General features: G+C 69.2%; 25 protein-coding genes. All 25 read left to right on the top strand.

From position 1 onward, the window contains the following. Nucleotides 1-102: 102 nt before the first annotated feature. The 25 genes from SNOUR_RS20065 to SNOUR_RS19945 all read left to right on the top strand — a co-directional run bounded on the left by SNOUR_RS20065 (nt 103) and on the right by SNOUR_RS19945 (nt 19,607). Nucleotides 103-333 (top strand): helix-turn-helix domain-containing protein, encoded by a 231-nt coding sequence (locus tag SNOUR_RS20065; protein WP_079143488.1) that lies wholly within the window; start codon nt 103-105, stop codon nt 331-333. Continuing rightward, complete coding sequence (locus SNOUR_RS20060; protein WP_067349110.1) at nt 330-1,247, top strand: YqaJ viral recombinase family nuclease; 918 nt, start codon at nt 330-332, stop codon at nt 1,245-1,247. The genes SNOUR_RS20065 and SNOUR_RS20060 overlap by 4 nt, the downstream gene beginning before the upstream one ends. Continuing rightward, complete coding sequence (locus SNOUR_RS20055) at nt 1,244-2,047, top strand: recombinase RecT (protein ID WP_067349107.1); 804 nt, start codon at nt 1,244-1,246, stop codon at nt 2,045-2,047. Before SNOUR_RS20060 ends, SNOUR_RS20055 begins: the two co-directional genes overlap by 4 nt. Next, nucleotides 2,044-2,385, top strand: a complete 342-nt coding sequence (locus SNOUR_RS20050; RefSeq protein ID WP_067349106.1) for a hypothetical protein — start codon at nt 2,044-2,046, stop codon at nt 2,383-2,385. Before SNOUR_RS20055 ends, SNOUR_RS20050 begins: the two co-directional genes overlap by 4 nt. Then, nucleotides 2,385-2,765 carry a hypothetical protein gene (locus SNOUR_RS20045; RefSeq protein WP_067349103.1) on the top strand — a complete coding sequence of 127 codons (381 nt, stop codon included), beginning with the start codon at nt 2,385-2,387 and terminating at the stop codon, nt 2,763-2,765. Before SNOUR_RS20050 ends, SNOUR_RS20045 begins: the two co-directional genes overlap by 1 nt. 51 nt (nt 2,766-2,816) lie before the next feature. Next, nucleotides 2,817-3,773 carry a hypothetical protein gene (locus SNOUR_RS20040; RefSeq protein ID WP_067349101.1) on the top strand — a complete coding sequence of 319 codons (957 nt, stop codon included), beginning with the start codon at nt 2,817-2,819 and terminating at the stop codon, nt 3,771-3,773. Then, nucleotides 3,770-4,315, top strand: coding sequence for a zinc finger domain-containing protein (locus SNOUR_RS20035; protein WP_067349098.1), 546 nt, complete (start codon nt 3,770-3,772; stop codon nt 4,313-4,315). The genes SNOUR_RS20040 and SNOUR_RS20035 overlap by 4 nt, the downstream gene beginning before the upstream one ends. After that, nucleotides 4,315-4,746, top strand: coding sequence for a single-stranded DNA-binding protein (locus SNOUR_RS20030; RefSeq protein ID WP_067349096.1), 432 nt, complete (start codon nt 4,315-4,317; stop codon nt 4,744-4,746). The genes SNOUR_RS20035 and SNOUR_RS20030 overlap by 1 nt, the downstream gene beginning before the upstream one ends. Nucleotides 4,747-4,780: 34 nt before the next feature. Further along, nucleotides 4,781-5,203, top strand: coding sequence for a WhiB family transcriptional regulator (locus SNOUR_RS20025; RefSeq protein ID WP_159425883.1), 423 nt, complete (start codon nt 4,781-4,783; stop codon nt 5,201-5,203). A gap of 36 nt (nt 5,204-5,239) precedes the next feature. Then, a complete protein-coding gene (locus SNOUR_RS20020) occupies nt 5,240-5,857 on the top strand; it encodes a hypothetical protein (protein WP_067349090.1) in 618 nt (205 codons plus the stop codon). A 356-nt stretch (nt 5,858-6,213) separates the two neighbouring features. After that, on the top strand, nt 6,214-6,939 hold the full coding sequence (locus tag SNOUR_RS20015; protein WP_067349087.1) for a DNA-methyltransferase: 726 nt from the start codon (nt 6,214-6,216) through the stop codon (nt 6,937-6,939). A gap of 94 nt (nt 6,940-7,033) precedes the next feature. Beyond that, nucleotides 7,034-7,582 (top strand): hypothetical protein, encoded by a 549-nt coding sequence (locus SNOUR_RS20010; protein ID WP_067349085.1) that lies wholly within the window; start codon nt 7,034-7,036, stop codon nt 7,580-7,582. Nucleotides 7,583-9,520: 1,938 nt separating this feature from the next. Continuing rightward, nucleotides 9,521-9,982 carry a hypothetical protein gene (locus tag SNOUR_RS20005; RefSeq protein ID WP_067349083.1) on the top strand — a complete coding sequence of 154 codons (462 nt, stop codon included), beginning with the start codon at nt 9,521-9,523 and terminating at the stop codon, nt 9,980-9,982. Beyond that, on the top strand, nt 9,966-11,579 hold the full coding sequence (locus tag SNOUR_RS20000) for a terminase large subunit domain-containing protein (protein WP_067349080.1): 1,614 nt from the start codon (nt 9,966-9,968) through the stop codon (nt 11,577-11,579). Before SNOUR_RS20005 ends, SNOUR_RS20000 begins: the two co-directional genes overlap by 17 nt. A gap of 16 nt (nt 11,580-11,595) precedes the next feature. After that, nucleotides 11,596-13,044 carry a phage portal protein gene (locus SNOUR_RS19995; RefSeq protein WP_067349077.1) on the top strand — a complete coding sequence of 483 codons (1,449 nt, stop codon included), beginning with the start codon at nt 11,596-11,598 and terminating at the stop codon, nt 13,042-13,044. Next, nucleotides 13,041-14,090 carry a VG15 protein gene (locus SNOUR_RS19990; RefSeq protein WP_099055711.1) on the top strand — a complete coding sequence of 350 codons (1,050 nt, stop codon included), beginning with the start codon at nt 13,041-13,043 and terminating at the stop codon, nt 14,088-14,090. Before SNOUR_RS19995 ends, SNOUR_RS19990 begins: the two co-directional genes overlap by 4 nt. 61 nt (nt 14,091-14,151) lie before the next feature. Further along, nucleotides 14,152-14,784 carry an SPFH domain-containing protein gene (locus tag SNOUR_RS19985; protein ID WP_067349074.1) on the top strand — a complete coding sequence of 211 codons (633 nt, stop codon included), beginning with the start codon at nt 14,152-14,154 and terminating at the stop codon, nt 14,782-14,784. A 38-nt stretch (nt 14,785-14,822) separates the two neighbouring features. After that, nucleotides 14,823-15,704 carry a phage major capsid protein gene (locus SNOUR_RS19980; protein WP_067349072.1) on the top strand — a complete coding sequence of 294 codons (882 nt, stop codon included), beginning with the start codon at nt 14,823-14,825 and terminating at the stop codon, nt 15,702-15,704. Nucleotides 15,705-16,433: 729 nt separating this feature from the next. Then, nucleotides 16,434-16,994 carry a hypothetical protein gene (locus tag SNOUR_RS19975; protein WP_067349069.1) on the top strand — a complete coding sequence of 187 codons (561 nt, stop codon included), beginning with the start codon at nt 16,434-16,436 and terminating at the stop codon, nt 16,992-16,994. Then, complete coding sequence (locus tag SNOUR_RS19970) at nt 16,991-17,386, top strand: DUF6093 family protein (protein WP_067349067.1); 396 nt, start codon at nt 16,991-16,993, stop codon at nt 17,384-17,386. Before SNOUR_RS19975 ends, SNOUR_RS19970 begins: the two co-directional genes overlap by 4 nt. Further along, the gene (locus SNOUR_RS19965) at nt 17,383-17,760 is read left to right on the top strand and encodes an HK97-gp10 family putative phage morphogenesis protein (protein WP_067349064.1); all 378 of its coding nucleotides are present in this window, start codon (nt 17,383-17,385) and stop codon (nt 17,758-17,760) included. Before SNOUR_RS19970 ends, SNOUR_RS19965 begins: the two co-directional genes overlap by 4 nt. 7 nt (nt 17,761-17,767) lie before the next feature. Continuing rightward, nucleotides 17,768-18,181, top strand: coding sequence for a hypothetical protein (locus SNOUR_RS19960; RefSeq protein ID WP_067349061.1), 414 nt, complete (start codon nt 17,768-17,770; stop codon nt 18,179-18,181). Between the two features lie 12 nt (nt 18,182-18,193). Beyond that, nucleotides 18,194-18,745, top strand: a complete 552-nt coding sequence (locus tag SNOUR_RS19955) for a phage tail tube protein (protein ID WP_067349058.1) — start codon at nt 18,194-18,196, stop codon at nt 18,743-18,745. Beyond that, a complete protein-coding gene (locus SNOUR_RS19950) occupies nt 18,742-19,272 on the top strand; it encodes a hypothetical protein (protein ID WP_067349056.1) in 531 nt (176 codons plus the stop codon). The genes SNOUR_RS19955 and SNOUR_RS19950 overlap by 4 nt, the downstream gene beginning before the upstream one ends. Before the next feature lie 68 nt (nt 19,273-19,340). Beyond that, complete coding sequence (locus tag SNOUR_RS19945) at nt 19,341-19,607, top strand: hypothetical protein (RefSeq protein WP_159425882.1); 267 nt, start codon at nt 19,341-19,343, stop codon at nt 19,605-19,607. Nucleotides 19,608-19,613 lie beyond the last annotated feature (6 nt).

Raw genomic sequence — 19,613 nt, 5'->3', positions numbered from 1 at the left:
CGTGTTCAAGATCGCCATCTATTCGGTGACCAGGAGCTACGCATGTCTCTCGCTGTCCTCTCGACTTCGCAGCCGCAGGGCGGTGTCCCGGAAGCCGCAGTCATGACCACCAAGCAGGCCGCCGCTTACCTCGGCGTCGCCATACCGACGATGCGCAGTTGGCGCCACCGCCGGCGGGGCCCGAAGTCCTTCCGTATGGAGGGGCACGTCGTGTACCGCCGTGCCGCGCTCGATGCCTTCCTCGACGCCTGCGAAGCGGCCGACTCCCGGTCCAACCCGGAGCTGGACCCGCTCAATCAGGCCCGGCAGGCGATTGCCGGGGCAATCCGATGACGCCGCCTCCGATCTCGGCCGCCCGGCTGTTGGGAGCCTTCGAGCCGGGAAGTCCGGAGTGGGAGGAGGCGCGATCGGGTGCCGTGGTGACGGCCACCGACGTGGCCGCGATCGTCGGGCTGTCTCCCTGGATGTCGCCGTTCTCCCTGTGGCACCACAAGGCCGGGACGGTTCGGGCCGACTCGGCGCCGAACGCGGCGATGTCCTGGGGAAGCCGGCTGGAGCCGGTGATCGCGGACGCCTTCGCCGAGGCACACCCCGACCTCGTTGTCCACGCGACTGGGACTTGGGAGAACGGAGCGCGGCCGTGGCAGCGGGCGACGCCCGACCGCATCCTCGCTCCGGCGGCTGGCGGCCTGCCCTCCGTGCTGGAGATCAAGACGTCGCGCTACGGCGAAGGCTTCGGTGAGCCGGGAACCGGCGCGGTGCCCGTTTACTACCGGTGCCAGGTGCTGTGGCAGCTGGACACGCTCGGCCTGGAGACCGCGCACGTCGCGGTGCTGATCGCCGGGCAGGACTATCGCGAGTACGTCGTCCGGTACGACGAGGACGAGGCCGCGTTCCTGCGGGAGCAGGCCGCCGCCTTCCTGGCCGGCGTCGCGTCCGGTACCCCGCCGCCCTTGGACGGCCATGCGGCCACCTACCGCACGGCGCAGCGGCTGCCGGGCGGCGTTGAGGAAGTCGTCGCCGACATCTCCCCGGCGATCGCCGAGGCGTACCGCGCTGCGCTGCTGGACCACCGCCGCGCCGAGGAGGCCAAGCGCGCGGCGTCCGCGGCCGTTCTGGCAGCCATGGGGCCGGCGAAGAAGTGCCAGGCCGGCGGGCTCCTGGTCGCCACTCGCACCGTCCGCGAGGACGGCACCACCCGCTCTCTCATCCCCCACCCCAGCTACGTGAAGGCGGCTGCCGCATGACTTCCCCGATACGGGCCGCCGTGGCCCGCCGCGCCGGCGACCCGGCCGCGCTCATCAGCCAGTACACCGCGGACTTCGCGGCCGTTCTGCCTTCCCACATCAAGCCCGCCACCTTCGTGCGGCTCGCCCAGGGCATCCTGCGCCGGGACGAGAAGCTGGCCCAGGCCGCCGCGAACGACCCCGGTCAGTTCATGTCCGTGCTGCTGGACGCCGCCCGCCTCGGCCTCGAACCCGGCACCGAGGCGTACTACCTGGTGCCGTTCAAGGGCAGGGTGCAGGGCATCGTCGGCTGGCAGGGCGAGATCGAGCTGATGTACCGGGCTGGTGCCATCTCGTCCGTGATCGTCGAGACGGTCCGCGAGGACGACGTGTTCGTCTGGACCCCGGGCCTGGTGGACCGCGAGACTCCGCCGCGGTGGGAGGGGCCGATGTCCTACCCGTTCCACGAGGTGGAGTGGGCCGGCGACCGAGGGCCGCTCCGGCTCGTGTACGCCTACGCCGTCATGAAGGGCGGGGCGACCAGCAAGGTCGTGGTCCTGAACGCGCAGGACATCGAGCGTGCGAAGAAGACAAGCCAGGGCGCCGACAGCCCCTCCTCACCGTGGCGGCAGCACGAGGCGGCCATGTGGTCCAAGACCGCGGTGCACCGGCTGGCCAAGTACGTACCGACCAGCGCCGAGTACATCACCGCGCAGGTTCGTGCCGTGCGCCAGGCCGATGCACTTTCCGCGCCGCCCGTCGAGGAAGTCGTCGACGTCGAGCTGGTCGGTGACGGCCAGGAGCAGGAGGCACGTCGATGAGTGCCGCAGTACGCGCGGAAGCCCGCGCCGAGCAGAAGGCCAACGCCCTACTGGAGCGCATCCGGAAGGCCGCTGATGCCGAACAGCTCGGGCTCGTCCAGGGCATCGTGCTCGATCACGCCCTCGGCGGTGTCGAGTTTTCCGCCAACGACTTCCGCGACCGTCTTCCCGATGGCGTCCGGCACGGGCTCCTGGGCGCGGCGATCCGCGGCCTGGCCGCCTCCCGCACCATCACCAACACCGGACGCACGGTCCCGAGTACCGCCCCGGCCACCCACGGCCACCGCATCGCCGTCTACCGGCTCACTGCGCCTGATCACGGGGAGGCTGCAGCCTGATGCCGGAGACGACGTACACCGTGGAACTTCCGGCCGGCATGGAGCTGTTGAACTCCAACCGTCGTGAGCACCACTACCGTCGCGCCCGGATCGTCAAGGCGCTGCGGGCCGCGGCCAAGGAAGCCGCCGCCGACCTGCCCGCCCTCGACGACCTCGGCCCGGTACGGATCATCGCCGTCGTGCACCCGCGCGACCGCCGACGCCGCGACCCGGCGAACTGGTACCCCTCGGTCAAGGCCGCGGTCGACGGCCTGGTCGACGCCGGTGTGCTCAAGGACGACGACCACACCCGCGTGATCGGTCCCGACATGCGCCTGGGTGAGGTCGTGCACGGCAGCCAACTCGCTCTGCATCTCTACCTGTTGGCGCATGACAGCTGATCTGCAACAGCCCGATAGGCCACACCTCGCCCTGGAAGGAGCCAGCACGCTATGTGGGCGAAGCTCGACGACGGCTTCCACTCGCACCCCAAGGTCCGCAAGGCGGGGAACGCGGCCGTAGGGCTGTTCGCGCGCCTCCTGTCCTACGCGGGGCAGCACATGACCAACGGCGTCGTCGTCGGCGCCGTGGCGCGCGACTACGGCACCGCGCCGCAGCTGCGCAAGCTGACCGCCGTCGGCCTCCTCCACGAACACGGTCACGTCTGCGGGACCTGCGCCCAGCCGGACCCGGGCGACTACGTCGTGCACGACTTCCTGGACTCCAACCCCAGCCGTGCCCAGGTCCGGCAGGCCCGCGACAGGGACGCACGGCGTAAGCGCAGCGAACGCAAACGGGATCCCATCCGTCCCCGAAACGCTGGCGAATCGATGGCCAATGGCGACCGAAACGCACGCCATCCGGACGGCGATCCGCACCCCGATTTCGGAACGGAACCCCAGGTCAGCGAGGGGCGTCACGCTGGACGCCTCGCGGGCGCGCGCGTAGACCCGTCCCGACCCGACCCGGGTTCTCTCCCTGACGGGAGAGAACCATCCCCCCAACACCCCCCTCGCGCCACGTCTGCGGCCGGCGTTCCCGACTTCGCCCGCGGGCTCGCCGACCAGCTCGCCAGCGCCGGCGTCCACGTGGCCTGGGGGACCGACAGCCAAGATCGCCAGGACCTGCGCCAGCTCCTCGACCGCGTGCCAGTCGAGCACCTGGTCCAGCACGCCGTGCGCGCCTGGAACCCGAACAACCCGCCCCGCACGATCCGCTACCTGATCAAAGTCTGGGCTGGCCTGCCCGCGGTGCCCGCCGACGCACCGCTGCACCCGACAGCCGGCGGCACAGCAGGGCCGCCGGTGCTGTCCACGGGCGAACAGCGCGCCGCCCAGGGCCTCGCCCTCGCCGCCCGACTCCGCGCCCAAGAGACCACCACCACCCTGCCCCTGGAGGCCCTGCCATGACCCAGGCCGAACTCGCCGAAGTCCTCGGCTTCGCCGCCTTCTACGACAACCGCACCCTCGGAGAAGGCGATGTCCGCGCCTGGCATCTGATCGTCGGCCACCTGGACGCCGCCGATGCCAAGCAGGCCGTCGTCACCCACTACGGCACTACGCGTGACCGCATGATGCCCGCCGACATGCTCCGCCTGGCCACGGGCACCCGAGAGGACCAGGCCGCCCACATCCAGGGCCCCGGTCTCCCGCCGGAGATTCCCGACGCCGACCCCGACGACATCCCCGGCTACCTGGCCGCGGTGCGCGAACAACGCCACCGCGCCGCCGTGCCCGGCACCCGCCGCCCTGTCCGGGAACTACTGGCTGGTGTCGGCCGCGCAATCCCCCGTCCCACGCGCGGGTCCGGCCCGCGCAGCGTGCCCTGCGCCACCTGCGGCGCCGAGGTCGGCCGCGCGTGCACCCGCCCCAGCGGAGCGCGCCGAGCCACCTACCACTCCGCCCGCATCGATGCCGCTCCACCCCGCGCCCACCTTCAGGAGGTCTCGTAATGGCCCTGCCCACCATCACCGCCACCGGCAACCTGGCCGCCGACCCCGAACTCCGCTCGACCGCGAATGGCACCGCCGTCGCCACCTTCACCGTCGCGTGCAACGACAACCGCAAGAACGACCGGGGCGAATGGGAGCAGGTCGGCACCACCTGGCTGCGCTGCACTGCCTGGCAGCAGCGCGCCGAACTCGTCGCCGAACAGCTGACCAAGGGCGACACCGTCACCATCACCGGGCGCCTCAAGCAAGACGACTACGAGAAGGACGGCGCCAAGCACACCGCCTACCAGGTCGACGTGATCGAAGTCGCCCGCCCCATCCGCCCCGGAGGCAGCCGCCGAAGCGGCGCGGCCGGCCGAACCGGCTTGAGCACGAGTAGCGAGCCATGGGGTGGGCCGAGCGCCCCGCATACGCAGCAGCCCCCGTTCTGACGCCATCCGATACCGCTTGTCGCAGGAGACCGCCGTGCACCCCCTGGCCATCAAGCCGCCGCCCTTCGTCCCGCGTACCGAGGAGACGCCCCTGCCCTGTACTACCTGCCCTGACGTGTACTTCGCCCCGGACAACCGCGAATCGCACAAGGAGAGGCTCGACCGCATCGCCGCCGCCCAGCTCCTGTGCGCCGGCTGCGACGAGGACCGGCGCGCCGCCTGCGCCGACTGGGCACGTACCAACCGGGAATGGGGCGTCTGGGGCGGCCGAACCGAACGGCAGAACGGCTACAAACCCCGTAACCACAGCGCCGGCCCGGGGACCGGCCACGGCACGGCCAAGTGCGGCACCGAAGCCGGGGCCCGCGCCCACTATCGCCGCGGCGAACGTCCCTGCGCTGCCTGTGGCGCGGCGGCACGCCGGAGAGCCGCGGAACGCAAGCACACGTCCCCCTGACCGGTCCACCTTCCGCACCCCGAGGTAGCCACCGCCGTGACCGAATCCAACTGCCGCGCCTGTGCCGCATGCCACCGCGTTCTCTGGGCGGACGAGCAGCACCGGCTCGCCTGCCGCCCCTGCGAGCGACGCACCGCCGACGTCCTCTCCGGACTCCCGGAAATGGTTCATGAGCTGCACGGCCACCTCGCCCCCGGCACCCGGCCTGCCGGCCCGCGCGTCACCACGAGCGCAGAACTCCCGGCGCCGATCAACCTTCACGTCCTGGACCAGATCGCCCACACCATCGCCACCCTCGACAGCTGGTTGGCCGACTGGCACAACCACCTCGGATGGGCTCCGCCGTCGTACCGGACCGACCCGCTTACGGAGGCCGCCACCGCCCTGCGCACCAACCTCTCGTGGGCCGTGGAGCACCACCCCGCTATCGGCGATTTCGGGAACGAGATCAACGAGCTGCACCGATCGGTCACCGGCCTCCTTGATCCGGCTGCGCGCCCTCGCCGCATCGGCACCTGTCCTACGTCGCTCGACGGCGGCAGCGCATGCGGTGCCGCCCTGCGCTACGTCCCGGGGGCAGCGACCGTTGGCTGCCGCTGGTGCGGGACCGAATGGGACCCCCTCGATCTGGCTGCCCTGGTCCAAGCCATGTGAGCCGGAATGACACTTCCTGGCGTCCGGCCGATCGTGTGCAACACTCAACAACAGCACCACCCGTGTACCCACGCACTGGTGCACCCCATCCCGATGGCCCCGCCCACTCCCCCCCCCGGCGGGGCCATCGTCATACGAGGGCGGAGGAGCAAACAGGTGCCCCAGATCATTACCGACACCGCAGCCGCCGCCCTCCACTTCGACGTTGCTCCTGCCACAGTCCGATCGTGGCTGCGGCGGGGGCACGTCGAACATCACGGACACGACCGGCAAGGGCGCGCTCTCGTCGATCTCCACGAGATCCGTGACTACCTGCGCAACCCGAAGGCTGCGCAGCGGCAACCCGAAAGGACTGGATGACCTCCCCGAGCTGGCAGCTTCACCGCGGCGACGCGCTTACCGTTCTCCACACCCTGGCCACCGGATCAGCCGATGCGGTGATCACGGACCCGCCCTACTGCTCCGGCGGCCTCACCACCGCCCAGCGCACAGGTCAGTCCACCCGCGGTAAGTACGTCAGCAGCACTGCCCAGCACCAGCTCGCGGACTTCGACGGCGACACCCGAGACCAACGCGGTTACTTCGCATGGATGAGCCTCGTACTCGGCCAGTGCTACCGCATCAGCCGGACCAGCGCGCCGCTACTTCTCTTCACCGACTGGCGCCAACTCCCTGTCAACTCAGATGCGTTGCAGGCGGCTGGCTGGACTTGGCGCGGGATCGTTCCCTGGCACAAGCCCATCGCCCGCCCCAGCAAGGGCGGATTCAAGAGGGCCTGCGAGTACGTCCTTTGGGCCACCAAGGGCCCCGTCGACGCGGCCCGCAATCCGGTCTACCTGCCCGGCCTCTACAGCGCGTCCCAGCCGCGCGGTTCCAAGCGCTTCCACATCACGCAGAAGCCCGACGAGCTGATGCGCGAGCTGGTCAAGGTCTGCGTGCCGGACGGGACCGTCCTGGATCCGTTCGCCGGCTCCGGATCCACTGGGGTGGCTGCACTGACCGCAGGCCGCTCATTCGTCGGCGTGGAGCTGTCGGAGCGATACGCGGAGACCGCACGGGAGCGATTGGCTCTCGCTGCCTAGGTTGAAATGATCAAGGACTTGCGGCCCTGGTTTCCCGTGCGGCCCTCGCTTACCGTGCTTCCCGCCGAGTCGTCGACCACAGCAGGGAAGCAAGATGCGCCGCGCCACCGCCGTCTTACTCACCACCATCACCGCCGCTTTCGCGCTCACTGCGTGCGGCAACAGTTCCGGGACGGAAGGCAAACCCGCAGCTCCGGTGGAGTCGTCGGCCCAGCGGGTCCACGAAGCCCTCGTTGCTGCTGACTGCCGGGTCTACGGTCCCCCGGACCAACCGTACGATGCAGTGCTGTTGACGGACTCGGACGACCGCCTGCGCGAAGGTGTGCAGAAGGCGATACGGGAGCAGGGTGCCTTCGCCAAAGCCGAGTTGGAAGTTCGCAAGATCATTGGGGAAAGGAAAGCTGATCCCGCGAGCATGGAATCCCTCGCGGTCAACTACCTCACCCGCGCTAAGGACAACGCCAAACAGGACCAGGACATGTTCCAGGCGAAGCTCGACGGCAATGACGAACTGGCCAACCTCAAGCTCATGATGCGCGCCACGGGCAAGAGCCCGAAGCTGAATGACTTCCGAGAGCAGTACGAGAAGGTTGCTGCCCAACGTGGGTACACCTACAGCCTGGACGGCTGCAAGAAGCCCTGAAGCGGGTAACCGGGGCCCGGCGTGCGCAGCTCCGCCCAGGGGCCCGACCTGGGTGGGGAAAGAGCCGGACACTGTTGTCCCGCCCACTTGCCCCTAGCGGGCCCGTGGGAGCGCACAGATGAATGTGAATGTTTAGCTGAACTCAAGAGCGTGGACTGCGCCAAGATTCTCCAGTGAAATGTTTCTTGGCGCATAAGCGTCGGGGCGCACGGTCAGAGCCCTTATACGCATGCTGTCGGGGTCGATATACAGCGCAGCCCACGATCCTATACGTCCCGGTGCTTCCGCCGGGACCGGCAATTCGAAATTCCCTTCCAGGGTTACGAAATAGCACGGTTCGTCATCTGCGCCTACGCCCGGTTGAAGCAACTCGGTGGCTTCTCTGAGGGTCGTGTATACGGCTCGAACGTTCTTGGGCTGGCTTTCCCCGCACTGGCTCGCCCAGACCTTTACGGCCCCCCGCAGGGAGCCCATGTCGCCTGGCGTTATATCCCTACTCTCCATGGGGTGAGTCTAGCCAGGTGTTGACGGGGAGGTAAGTGATGAGCTAGGTCGGAATCCGGCCCGGGGCGGCGTTAACTAGCCAACTTTCACTGTCTCGACTGCACTGCGCGGCAGAGGTGCAGGTGCAGGTGCACCGGCCGCCGCTCAACACATTGAGAGAACGACGGCCGGCGATGCATCAAGGTCCGACGCGGCTACCGCGTCGCGGCGTGCATTTCCTGATGTCTAGCAGTGTCCTACAGCACCCACTTCGAGGATTGCGGGATGCTGGAATGCCTCGGGGATTTTGGTAACCCACGCCTGGTCCACGGGAGGAACACACAAGGGCGTGTCCGACCTGTCGATTTCCCTGTGAAGCCACACGCGCCGATTGCAGTCGGTTGCAATCGAGGCTATGGGCCAGTTAGGGAAGTTCCAGTCGTGCCCCACGCAAGGGTAGTTGCCGATGTTTTCCTGAGTTCGATTGTAAATCGAAATCCCGTTGTCGTCGGCTACGCCGAGCTTTCCTTGCGGGTGGGTCGTGTGCCCGGCAGCTGCCTGTGAGGGCGTGGCGAGCGCTACCGAGGCGGCGGCTAACGCGAGCGAGATACGGAATATCCTCTTCAGTCTTGCCATGGGATCCCCCCTGAGCGTTCAACAGAAGAAGCACAAGTGGGTTCGTGCAGCAGAAGCAGCACTGGCCCCCTGTGACACAAGAAAGTAATCAATCACCAAGCGAGTATTCGTAGAACACACTTTTGAGCCATCTGGCACCCTAGGGCTTGGTGTTGTCGCATTGAACGGTGATCTTCTGGTTGATCGTCTTGAGAGGGGGGCTGTCCGTGGTGCACCGAGACCAAAGCGAGGTCGGGCTACACGATGCCCCGCAGGGCCATGACGATCTGCCCCACGCCCGGCTGTCCCGCCCCCACTTCCGGTGGCCGTTGTCCATCCTGCCGGCGGGCCGCCGAGCAGCGGCGCGGCAGTGCCCGCCAACGCGGGTACGGACGGGAGCACGAGACACGGTTCCGCCGGCCGGTCCTCGCCCGCGATCCGATCTGCGTGCTGTGTAGCACCAGGCCGTCCGTCCACGCCGACCATTGGCCGCTGTCACGACGTGAGTTGCTGGCGCAAGGCCGCGACCCGAACGACCCGAGCAACGGCCGTGGGCTGTGCGCCTCGTGCCACGCCAAGCACACAGCAGCAGCGCAGCCAGGCGGCTGGAACGCCACGAACAACTGAGCTGCCGCGCAACACGTGGCACGCGACCGCGGCCCTTGGCCGTTCCTCGTGCCTTTCCCGCGGCGGCTGGCAGCTGTCACGCTCCGTGATTGAAACCCCCGGGGGATGACCCCTTGGGCCCCAGGCTGAGGGACCGCCGGGGAGGGCGCGCGCAAGTCCGTCAGGTTCAAAACGTTGGGCCGTCACCGAGGGTCACGAGCGCCGGGAGGTGGCATGGCGAGCGGAGGTGCGCGTGCGCGCTCCGGACCGGCGCCGGACCCGGCGGCGCTGCGGCGGGACCGGGACGGAGACCAGTGGGCGGTGCTGCCTGCGGCCGGCCGACCCGGACCGGCACCCGCTTGGCCGCTGACCGAGCCGAACGGACGCGAATTGCAGCTGTGGGACGTGCTCTGGAAGCGCCCGCAGGCGGTGATGTGGGAGCGGCTGGGCCTGGAGCTGGAGGTGGCGATGTACGCGCGCCGGTTCGCCGAGGCCGAGCAGCCCGAATCCCGGGTGAACTTGTCCACTCTGGTAAGGCAGTTGGCCGACTCGCTCGGCCTGACCGTTCCCGGGATGCGCGCCAACCGCTGGCGTGTCGAAGCCACGGCCGACGAGGGACCTGCCGCGCCGCGGCCGGCGGCGCGCTCCTCGGCGCGGTCCCGGTTGAAGGTCGTCGCGGATGGCGATGACGGATGAGTACGTCGTCGACTTCCCGACGCTGTGGGTCGTACCGGAGTGGATCGAGCAGCACTGTGTCGTCCCGGACGGCTTCCGCAAGGGTGAGCCGTTCACGCTCTACGACTGGCAGCTGTGGTGCACGGTCAATCACTACCGGATTCGACCGGGCGCCCAGGTCGGGCAGTTGGCGACGGCGTTCCACCATCGGCGCTCCCAGGTGGTGGCGCCCCAGAAGACCGGCAAGGGCCCGTGGACGGCGGGTCTGGCCGCGGCCGAGGGCGTCGGCCCGGTGGTGTTCGCCGGGTGGGCCCGCGGCGGTGAGGTCTACGACTGCCGCGACTGGGAGTGCGGCTGTGGCTGGGTCTACGAGTACGAGCGGGGCGAGCCGATGGGCCGGCCCTGGCCGACGCCGCTGATCCAGATCACGGCGTTCTCCGAGGACCAGACGGACAACATCTTCCGTCCGCTCCAGTCGATGATCCGCAACGGCCCGTTGGGCGAGCTGATGCGGGTGGGCGAGCAGTTCATCCGGCTTCCGGGGGAGGGCCGCATCGACGTCGTCACGTCCTCGGCACAGTCGCGCCTCGGAAACCCCGTGACGTGCTGCTTCCAGGACGAGGTCGGCCTGTGGACGGCGGAGAACAAGATGACGCGCGTCGCCGACACCCAGCGCCGCGGCCTGGCCGGCATGGGCGGCCGGGCCATCGAGACGACGAACGCCTGGGACCCGTCGGAGAACTCTGTAGCCCAACGGACGGCGGAGTCGAAGGCCAAGGATATCTTCCGCTTCCATCGCAAGGCCCCGGGCTCCTGGTCGTATGCCAACAAGGCGGACCGGCGGAAGATCCACCGCCACGTGTACGCCGGCTCCTCGCACGTGGACCTGGACGCCATCGAGGCGGAGGCCGCGGAGCTACTGGAAACCGACCCGGCGCAGGCGGAACGGTTCTTCGGCAACCGCGTGGTGGCCGGCACCGGGGCCTGGCTCAACCGGGACACCTGGGACGCCCGCTGTGAACGCAGAGTCGTCCCGGCCGGCGCCGCCGTCGTCCTCGGCTTCGACGGCAGCGACGTGGACGACTGGACCGCCATTCGGGCCGAGACCCTGTACGGCTACCAGTTCACCCCCACCTACGGGCCGGACGATCAACCCACCGTCTGGAACCCGGACGACCACGGCGGGCAGGTGCCGCGCCTGGAGGTCGATGCGGCAGTCGACCACCTCATGAGCCGGTACCGCGTGGTGCGGATGTACTGCGACCCGCCCTACTGGGAGTCCGAGGTAGACGCGTGGGCGGACCGGTACGGCGACAAGGTCGTCGTCCGCTGGTACACCCAGCGCGTGGCGCAGATGCACGCCGCGGCGGAGCGGCTGGTGACCGACGTGACCAAGAAGGACAGCCCTTTCCGCCACGACGGCTGCGCGATCACCGGCGTGCACGTCGCCAACGCACGCAAGGCCGCACGGCCCAGTGACCGGTACGTGCTGAGGAAGGCCGCGCCGGCACAGAAGATCGACGCCGCTGTCACCTCGATCCTCGCCCACGAAGCGGCTGGCGACGCGATCGCGGCCGGTGCCGCCCGCGAGAACGATCACTACGTCTGGACCGACTGAAGGGGAGGCCGCGGGCATGGAGTTGTGGCAGGCGCAGGCCCTGGCCGACCGGCTGATCGACGAGCTGAACGCGCGGGCCCCGGAGGTCCAGAAGCACGTCGACTACTACCGCGGCAAACACCCGCTGAGGTTCGCCTCGGCGGAGTTCCGCAAGTACTTCGAGCAGCAGTACAGCGACTTCGCTGACAACTGGGTTCAGCCGGTGGCCGACTCCCCGGTGGAGCGGCTGACCGTGACCGGGGTCAAGCCCGCCGGTGAGACCTCGGCGGACGCCGACCTGTGGTCGGTGTGGCAGCGCAACGGCCTGGATGCCGACTCCCAGCTCGGCTTCGTCGGCGCCGCCTACGGGGCGCGCACCTTTGTCCTGGTGTGGGGCAACCCAGCCGACCCGGACCTGCCGCAGGTGACCTTCGAGGATGCCCGCCAGGCGATCGTCGCCTACGAACCCGGATCCCGCCGCAGGCGCCGGGCCGCGCTGAAGACCTGGCAGGACGGTTCCCGCGAGTACGCGACGCTCTACCTGCCGGACGAGGTCTGGAAGCTGGAGCGGCCGAAGGTCAGTGCACAAACGCGCAAGACTCTCGCACTACGCGAGGTCGACGACCTGCTGCACGTCTGGTTGCCCCGGGAGGTGTCCGGGGAGCCGAACCCCCAGCCCAACCCCATGGGCACGGTGCCGATGATCGAGCTGCCCAACCGGCCGCTGCTGGCCGACGACCCGATCTCGGACGTGTCCGGTGTGGTCGCGATGCAGGACGCGATCAACTTGCTGTGGTCCCAACTGTTCACCGCCTCGGACTTCTCCAGCTTCCCGGCCCGGGTCGTGCTCGGCAACGACGTGCCCAAGACTCCGATCCTGGACAAGAACGGTCAGAAGGTCGGCGAACGGCCGGTGCCGCTGGAGAAGTTCGCCACCAACCGCGTGCTGTGGCTCTCCAATCCGGACGCCAAGATCGATTCCTGGCCGCCGGCGAACCTGACGGCGTACACCGAGGTCATCGAGGTTGCCGTCGGTCACATCGCCGCGCAGACCCGCACCCCGCAGCACTACCTGATCGGCCGCATGGCCAACCTCTCGGGGGACGCCCTGATCGCCGCGGAGACCGGCCTGGTCAAGAAGGTCAAGGAGAAACAGCTCTGGTACGGCCAGGCTCTGCGTGAGGTCTTCCAGCTGATTGCCCTGGCCCGGGGCGAGTCGGGCCGGGCGGACGCAGTGGCGGGCGGGCACCTGCTGTGGGCCGACGCCGAGTCCCGGAATCAGGCACAACTCTCCGACTCACTACTGAAGTTGAAGCAGATCGGATTCCCCTTCGAGTGGCTGGCTCTGCGTTACGGGCTCTCCCCGACCGAGGTCGTCGACCTGTTGGCGATGCGTGAACGGGAGGCCGCCGCCGACCCGGTGGCCGCGCTGATGCTGCCCAAGGACGGACCCGCCCACGATGAGCCGACGGAGGCCGCAGCGTGACCCGGTCCCCGATGGGGATCGAGGCGCGGGAGCGCGCCCAGGTGGAGACGCTGGCCGCGGCCTACTACCGGCGGCAGACCCACCTGGCAGCCACCGCGGCCCGTCTCGCGGCCCGATGGTGGCGGGCGATGCCTCGGGCGGACGTGGACTTCTACTGGCGTCTGAACGCCGCGGCCCTGATCGCCGTGTTCGCGCAGATGCAGGAGAAGGCCGCAGCGGATGCGGACGCCTACGTGTCAGCGTGTCTCCTCGCCCAGGAGATCGACCCCGCACCGGCCGGACGCCTGGATCCCACCGCGTTCGCCGGGCGCGCGGCTGACGGCCGGCCGCTGGAGTCCCTGCTGTACCGCCCCGTGATCACCACGAAGGCTCTGATCGGCCGGGGAGCGGCGGAATCGACCGCGTTCGAGCGCGGGCTGGCTGAGCTGCTGGCGATCACGAACAGCGAGATCGCGGACGCCGGACGCTCGGCGACCGGTGCCCGGATCGCCTCCGATCGGGCCTGCGCCGGATACGTGCGGATGGCCTCGGCGAAGGCGTGCGCACGGTGCGCGGTCCTGGCCGGACGCGTCTACGCCTTCAACCGCGGATTCAAGCGGCACCGGCGCTGCCACTGCTACCACGTCCCCATGGGCCGCAAGGACCGCTGGAAGCAGCGCGCCCAGACCTACGTCGAGGATCCGCGCGAGCACTTCAACCGTCTGAACAGGGCCGAACAGGACCGGCTGTACACCGCGGCCGGCGCCAGGGCGATCCGGGATGGCGCGGACGTCACCCAGGTCGTCAACGCGCGCCGTGGCCTGTACACCGCCGACGCCTTCGGTCGCCGAATGCAGGCCACCCGTGAGGGGACCCGGCGCCGCTCGTCACCGTTCGTCCGTCACGAGCTGGCCCGCGCCGTCGAACGCGGACAGCTGCCGCGCGGCCACACCGGCCGCGGCTGGCGCCCGCAGACACCGCGGCTCATGCCGGAGGCCATCTACAAGATTGCCGACAGCCGCGACGAGGTGATCCGGATGCTCAAGCACCACGGCTACCTCTTCTGATCTCTCCGACCGTCCACCTGGGCCTGCGCAACGCGGGCCCCTTCGCCATGGAAGGGCCGCAATGGACATCCCCGCCCCGACGCCGGACAGCAACGACGACCAGCCACTGGTCGACCCTGCGCCGGACACAGCCCAGCATGACCAGGACGACCGCGGCGACGTGGCCGACCCTGCCGGTGCCGACCAGCTCGGCGACGCCGGGAAGCGCGCGCTCGACGCGATGAAGGCGCGCTTCAAGGCGGAACGGGAGGCCCGGTGCAAGGCCGAGGTCGCCTTGGAGGCCGCGCGGCGAACTGACGATGCGTCCGACCGGCAGCGCGAGCTGGAACAGGCCGCGGCGGAAAAGGCGAACGCCCGCATCCTGCGGGCCGAGATCCGGGCCGCAGCAAAGGGCCAGCTCACCGACCCCGCCGACGCCCTGACCTTCCTGGACCTGGACCGGTTCGAGGTCGGACCGGACGGCACGGTCGACGCCGACGAGATCGCCGAGGCCATCGGCGAACTCCTGAAGACCAAGCCCTACCTCGGCACCGGGGCGAGCCGGGCGCCGCGGTTCGAGGGGACGGGCGACGGCGGCGCCCGCGCCGGCCAGAGCCCCAAGCCCCAGCTGACCCGCGAAGAACTGGCGAAGCTCTCGCCGGCCGAGCGGCTGACGGCCTTCAACGAGGGCCGCTGCAAGAACCTGACCGGCTGAGCGGCCGGCGCCCCTGAACCGAGAAAGGCCAAACCCCCATGGCGATAACCAAGTTCGTACCCGAACTGTGGTCCGCAGCCGTCCAGATGCCCTTCGAGCGGGCCCTCGTCTATGCCCAGCCCAGCGTCGTGAACCGCAAGTACGAGGGCATGATCCGGCAGATGGGCGACACCGTGCACGTGGGCACCATCGCGGACCCCACCGTGCGCAAGTACGACAAGGACACCGACCTCCAGGTCGAGGACCTGACCGACGACCAGCTCGACCTGAAGATCGACCAGGGCGACTACTTCAACTTCCGCGTCAACGACGTTGACAAGGTCCAGGCCGCGGGCGACTTCCAGGGGCCGGCCACCCAGCGGGCCGCATTCAAGATGAAGGACCAGCTGGACCGGTACATCGCCGGTCTTTACACCCAGGCCCTGTCCGCCAACCAGCTCGGCGCGCTGGAGATCGCCAAGGACAAGCCGGGCCAGGCATACGACACCCTCGTCGAGCTGTCCGTCGCCCTGGACAGCGCGGACTGCCCCACCGACGGCCGCTACGTGATCGTGCCGCCGGAGTTCCACGGGGTCCTGCTGCGCGACGAGAGGTTCGTGCGCGTGGACGCCGCCGGCACCGACCAGGGGCTGCGCAACGGCATCGTCGGCCGCGCCGCCGGATTCGACGTCCTGAAGTCCAACAACTCTCCCGCCCCGAAGGCCGGCGAGCGCGTCGTTCAGGCCGGCATCCCGGACGCCATCAGCGTTGCCCAGCAGATCATCGAGACTGAGGCCCTGCGCTCCCAGAACCGCTTCGCCGACCTGGTGCGCGGCCTGAACGTCTACGGCGCCAAGGTCTTCCACCCCGAGGGTCTCGCCACCGCCACCGTGAAGGTCGTCGACACCACCCCGGCACCGGCTACCAAGACCGCGAAGTAGTTGTCGAGCGCGATCGTCTTGTGGACATTACTAACCGGTCCACGCGTGTAGGAATCGGGCCGCGGGGTGCTGGCCTCAATCTGGAGACGGACCTGAAGGGGTATCGCTTTGATCAGGTGACCGAAGTTGTTCGGGAGGAGCGACGGTGTCCCGCTCAAAGAGCTGCATCAACTCGAGCCGTCGTTCCGGGTCGGGGATCAGCCCGAGGGTGTAGTTGATCAGCTTCTGGCGGTCTCTGCTGGGCTTACCAGCCAGCCAAGTCGTCACCCGATCAACCAAAGGAAGGGCGAGGAGGACCAAGCCCAAGGCGCTGGCAGTACAGACGATCCACGTGGGTGCGCCAGTGAGAAGGGCAGCGATGCCGGGGGCCGTCGCGGTCGCGGCATTAGACAGTATGCGCATGACCTTGAGACCGGGGTAAGCGCGGTCCATTACGCGGGTTTTCGACGCTGCCTCTTCTTAACACCTGATTCAGGACATGCGGCTGTGCGTTTGAGGACCTCTTGATAGTAGGTCGTACCAGGGAAATCGCACGCTGACGCCGAGGGACGCAAGGGCCAAGTGGGCAGCAGGTGCAAGCGGATCTGGCTCAAAGCAGCCCACGGTTTCGGTCTGCCGTCATGTGTGCCGTGGGGTCTTGCCTCCCCGGTGGCCGCACTGACGCTGGGTGGTTCAGGCTCAAGCTTCAGATGGCGGAAACGTAGTCCCGTTGGTCGTAAGGAGGCTGCTGTGCCTGACCCCGCCCTGGCGACGCCGGCCGACGCCGCGCGATACGGCTACGACCTGCCCGAGCAGGACGCGCACGCCCTGCTGGAGCGTGCCTCGGTGCGGATCCGGCGGGCCGCCGGACAGACGATCACTGTGGCTGAGGTAGCGGTGCGGCTTCCCGTTGACCACGGGGCCGTGCAGCTGCCCGCGCTGCCGGTCCGCGTGGTGCACGCGGTCCGGGGCGTCGCCGCGGACGGCAGTTCCCGCAGCGTCGAGGGTTGGGGATGGGACGGCGTGCGGCTGACCGGGTTGGGCAGCGCGCTCCTGGTCGAGGTCACCTACAGCCGCGGCTACGACCCCGTGCCGGCCGGCATCGTCGAGCTGACCTGTCAGGTCGCCCACCGTCTCGCCAACACCTCGGCCGGCATGGAGTGGGGAATCCGGCAGCAGTCCATCGACAACTACTCCGTCACCTACGCCGTCGAGCAACTGGACGCCGCTGGGGATCTTCTTCCCGGCGAACTACGCGCCCTGGCAAGCGTCTTGGGTGTCAGAGACGTCTGGATGGTGGAAACACGGTGACCAGTGCACTGGACAGGCTCCTCGCGCAGGGGCAGATGGCAGCGCGGCAGCTGATGACCGACCGGTGCAGGATCGAGCACAGTGCCGGGACGGACACGACCGACGACGGCCAGGACATCGAACAGATCACGACGATGTACGAGGGCCGGTGCCGCGTGCGTCCCGCCGCGCAGGCCGCGACCACCGACAGGTCCGGAACCGTGATCGTCGAGACCTGGTCGTACACCGTCTCCGTACCGCTGTCCGTCGCAGGCGTCCGTACCGGCGACGCCGTTCAGATCCTGGCATCCGACGACCCGGCCCTCGTCGGCCGCCGCCTGCGCGTGAAGTCCATCGACCGCGGCACACAGATCACCGCCCGCCGCCTGGCCTGCGAGGAGGTTGCCCGATGAACATCACTGTCATCGGCGCCCGGGAAACCGCGGCCTCGTTTATCGCCTCGGCCCTGGCCCTGCAATACAAGTCCCGGCAGGCAGTGGAGATCACGGCCCGCAAGGTGAAGGACTCCGCCAAGCAGCGTGCATCCGGCTTCAAGCACCTGCCGCACTACCCGCGGTCCATCGGCTACGACCTCCACGGCGGTCCGGGCGCGGTGTGGGCGGAGATCGGGCCGGACAACCGTGCGGCCCAGTGGGGCCTCGGCCGCTTCATCGAGTTCGGTACTCCTACCAGCGGCCCACACCCGCACATGGGGCCAGCCCTAGTGGAGAACGAGGCCGACTTCACGCGTGGCATGCTGATCGCCGTCACCGAGGCCATCCGGTGAGGCTCACGTGAACGTCACCGATCGCCTCGTCGCCGCGCTGCGCGCCGCCGGGATGCCCACTGGAGACGCCGAGGCCCGGCAGGACGGCCACGAACTGACCGGCCGCTACGCCGTCGTGTGGCCCGTGGCCGAGTACGCCCCGGCCGGCACGGCCTGGGACCCCAACCAGGACCGCACGCTGGACGTACAGATCACCAGCTGCGGCCCCACTCGCCGCGCCGCCGATCAGGTCGCCGAACAGGCCCGCCGCATCGCCCTGGGCGCCTTCGCACCGCCCGACGGCTACGGCTGGCTCGCCCCGGCCACCTATGTCACCGGCAACCCGACCACACGGGAGAACCCGACCGACCCCGCGCGCCCGGAACTACGCACCTACTACCGCGCGGACGTCTACCGCTACACCATCACCCCCACCCCATAAGGAAGTTGCACCGTGGCTCGCAGGAGCTTTACCGGCCTGGGCCGGATCTACTGGGTACCCACCCTCGCCGACCCGGCCGCGCCCACCGTCGCCGAGATCAAGGCCGGCACTGAGATCACCACCAGCGTGAAGCGCGACGGCCTGGACATCCCGCGCAGCGTGGAGACGATCGACATCTCCGACGCTTCCTCGCGCGTCAACAAGACCGGCCCGGGCACCATGGGCGGTGACGCTGTGACGATCAACGCCTGGCGCGACTCCGACCGGACCTTCGACACCGCCTGGAACACCTTGATCGAGGACGAGGTCGGCTACCTGGTCGTCAACCGCTGGGGCAATGCCCAGGACACCCGTACTGGTCTGGGTGCCGGCGCCGACAAGCCCGCCGACCCGGCCAAGGGCGACCGCGTCGAGGTCTACCAGTGCACGGTCATGTCCCGCGCCATGGACACCATCGGCGCCGACGCCAACGCGTGCACCATCACACTGACCCAGGGCGGCATCCCCCAGCTCGACGCCGTCGTCACCGACACCACGCCCACCCGGACGAAGGAGAACGCGTGACGAACGCCGCCCCGCGCACCCTGGCCCAGGTCCGTAAGGCCGTGCGCCGGCCGACCCAGAGCGTGGAACTTCTCCTCGACGGCGAACTGGCTGAACGCGTCGAGCGCCTGGAGCGCGAACTGGAACGGGCCAGGCGCACGGACGAGCTGTCCAACGCCCCCGACCGTGCCCCGACCCTCCAGGCCGAGATCGACGAGCTGTACGAGCAGGCCGAGGGCGCCCGGCAGACCTTCACCTTCCAGGCCCTCCCGCACCGCGTCTACCAGCGGCTGCGCACCGAGCATCCGCCCACCCCCGAGCAACTGGCCCAGGTACGCGAGAAGGACGGCGACGAGCCGGCCTTCGACCCGGACACCTTCGCCCCGGCCCTGGTGGCCGCCATGTGCACCGACCCGGCCGGCACCGCCGACGAGTGGGCCGAACTGTGGGACACCCTCTCTGACGGGCACGTGACCACGCTGTTCACCACCGCACTCGCGGCCCAGTTCCAGGTCCCCGACCTGGCCCCAAAAGCCACGACCGGCTGACCCGCTCGCCCGAGCTGCGGGCACAGATGGCGTACTGCGCGCCCCGCGGCATCCCGTATTCGGTGTTCATGGGGCGCGACGTCGCACCGGGTGAGCCGGCGTGGACCGAAGAAGACACCGCCTTGGCCATCGAGTGGCAACGCATCCAGGACACCACATGCGCCGGATGCGGCCAGCCGCTGGCCGAGTGCCTGACCGACGACGGCGGCTACGAAACCGCCGTGGTGCGCTGCCACGGCTGCAAGGCCAAAGAGAAACGCGCGGAAGAACTCGGCAAGTTGAGCGACACGGCCGGAGTCAAGGTCGTCGTTCACCGCCTTCCCGAGGGCGCGTAAGGGAAG

Origin of the sequence: Streptomyces noursei ATCC 11455, assembly GCF_001704275.1 — a bacterium.
GTDB classification, from domain to species: Bacteria; Actinomycetota; Actinomycetes; order Streptomycetales; family Streptomycetaceae; genus Streptomyces; species Streptomyces noursei.
Note: the sequence above shows the minus strand (reverse complement) of the source record. Positions and strands in the feature narration are given on the sequence as shown.

Coding starts and splice junctions, on each gene's coding strand:
- SNOUR_RS20030 (WP_067349096.1), top strand. CDS start 4,315: ATGGCCCTGCCCACCATCACCGCCACCGGCAACCTGGCCGCCGACCCC.
- SNOUR_RS20000 (WP_067349080.1), top strand. CDS start 9,966: ATGGCGATGACGGATGAGTACGTCGTCGACTTCCCGACGCTGTGGGTC.
- SNOUR_RS20055 (WP_067349107.1), top strand. CDS start 1,244: ATGACTTCCCCGATACGGGCCGCCGTGGCCCGCCGCGCCGGCGACCCG.
- SNOUR_RS20035 (WP_067349098.1), top strand. CDS start 3,770: ATGACCCAGGCCGAACTCGCCGAAGTCCTCGGCTTCGCCGCCTTCTAC.
- SNOUR_RS20060 (WP_067349110.1), top strand. CDS start 330: ATGACGCCGCCTCCGATCTCGGCCGCCCGGCTGTTGGGAGCCTTCGAG.
- SNOUR_RS20005 (WP_067349083.1), top strand. CDS start 9,521: ATGGCGAGCGGAGGTGCGCGTGCGCGCTCCGGACCGGCGCCGGACCCG.
- SNOUR_RS19965 (WP_067349064.1), top strand. CDS start 17,383: ATGAACATCACTGTCATCGGCGCCCGGGAAACCGCGGCCTCGTTTATC.
- SNOUR_RS19980 (WP_067349072.1), top strand. CDS start 14,823: ATGGCGATAACCAAGTTCGTACCCGAACTGTGGTCCGCAGCCGTCCAG.
- SNOUR_RS20040 (WP_067349101.1), top strand. CDS start 2,817: ATGTGGGCGAAGCTCGACGACGGCTTCCACTCGCACCCCAAGGTCCGC.
- SNOUR_RS20050 (WP_067349106.1), top strand. CDS start 2,044: ATGAGTGCCGCAGTACGCGCGGAAGCCCGCGCCGAGCAGAAGGCCAAC.
- SNOUR_RS19995 (WP_067349077.1), top strand. CDS start 11,596: ATGGAGTTGTGGCAGGCGCAGGCCCTGGCCGACCGGCTGATCGACGAG.
- SNOUR_RS19985 (WP_067349074.1), top strand. CDS start 14,152: ATGGACATCCCCGCCCCGACGCCGGACAGCAACGACGACCAGCCACTG.
- SNOUR_RS20010 (WP_067349085.1), top strand. CDS start 7,034: ATGCGCCGCGCCACCGCCGTCTTACTCACCACCATCACCGCCGCTTTC.
- SNOUR_RS20065 (WP_079143488.1), top strand. CDS start 103: ATGACCACCAAGCAGGCCGCCGCTTACCTCGGCGTCGCCATACCGACG.
- SNOUR_RS20015 (WP_067349087.1), top strand. CDS start 6,214: ATGACCTCCCCGAGCTGGCAGCTTCACCGCGGCGACGCGCTTACCGTT.
- SNOUR_RS20045 (WP_067349103.1), top strand. CDS start 2,385: ATGCCGGAGACGACGTACACCGTGGAACTTCCGGCCGGCATGGAGCTG.
- SNOUR_RS19945 (WP_159425882.1), top strand. CDS start 19,341: ATGGGGCGCGACGTCGCACCGGGTGAGCCGGCGTGGACCGAAGAAGAC.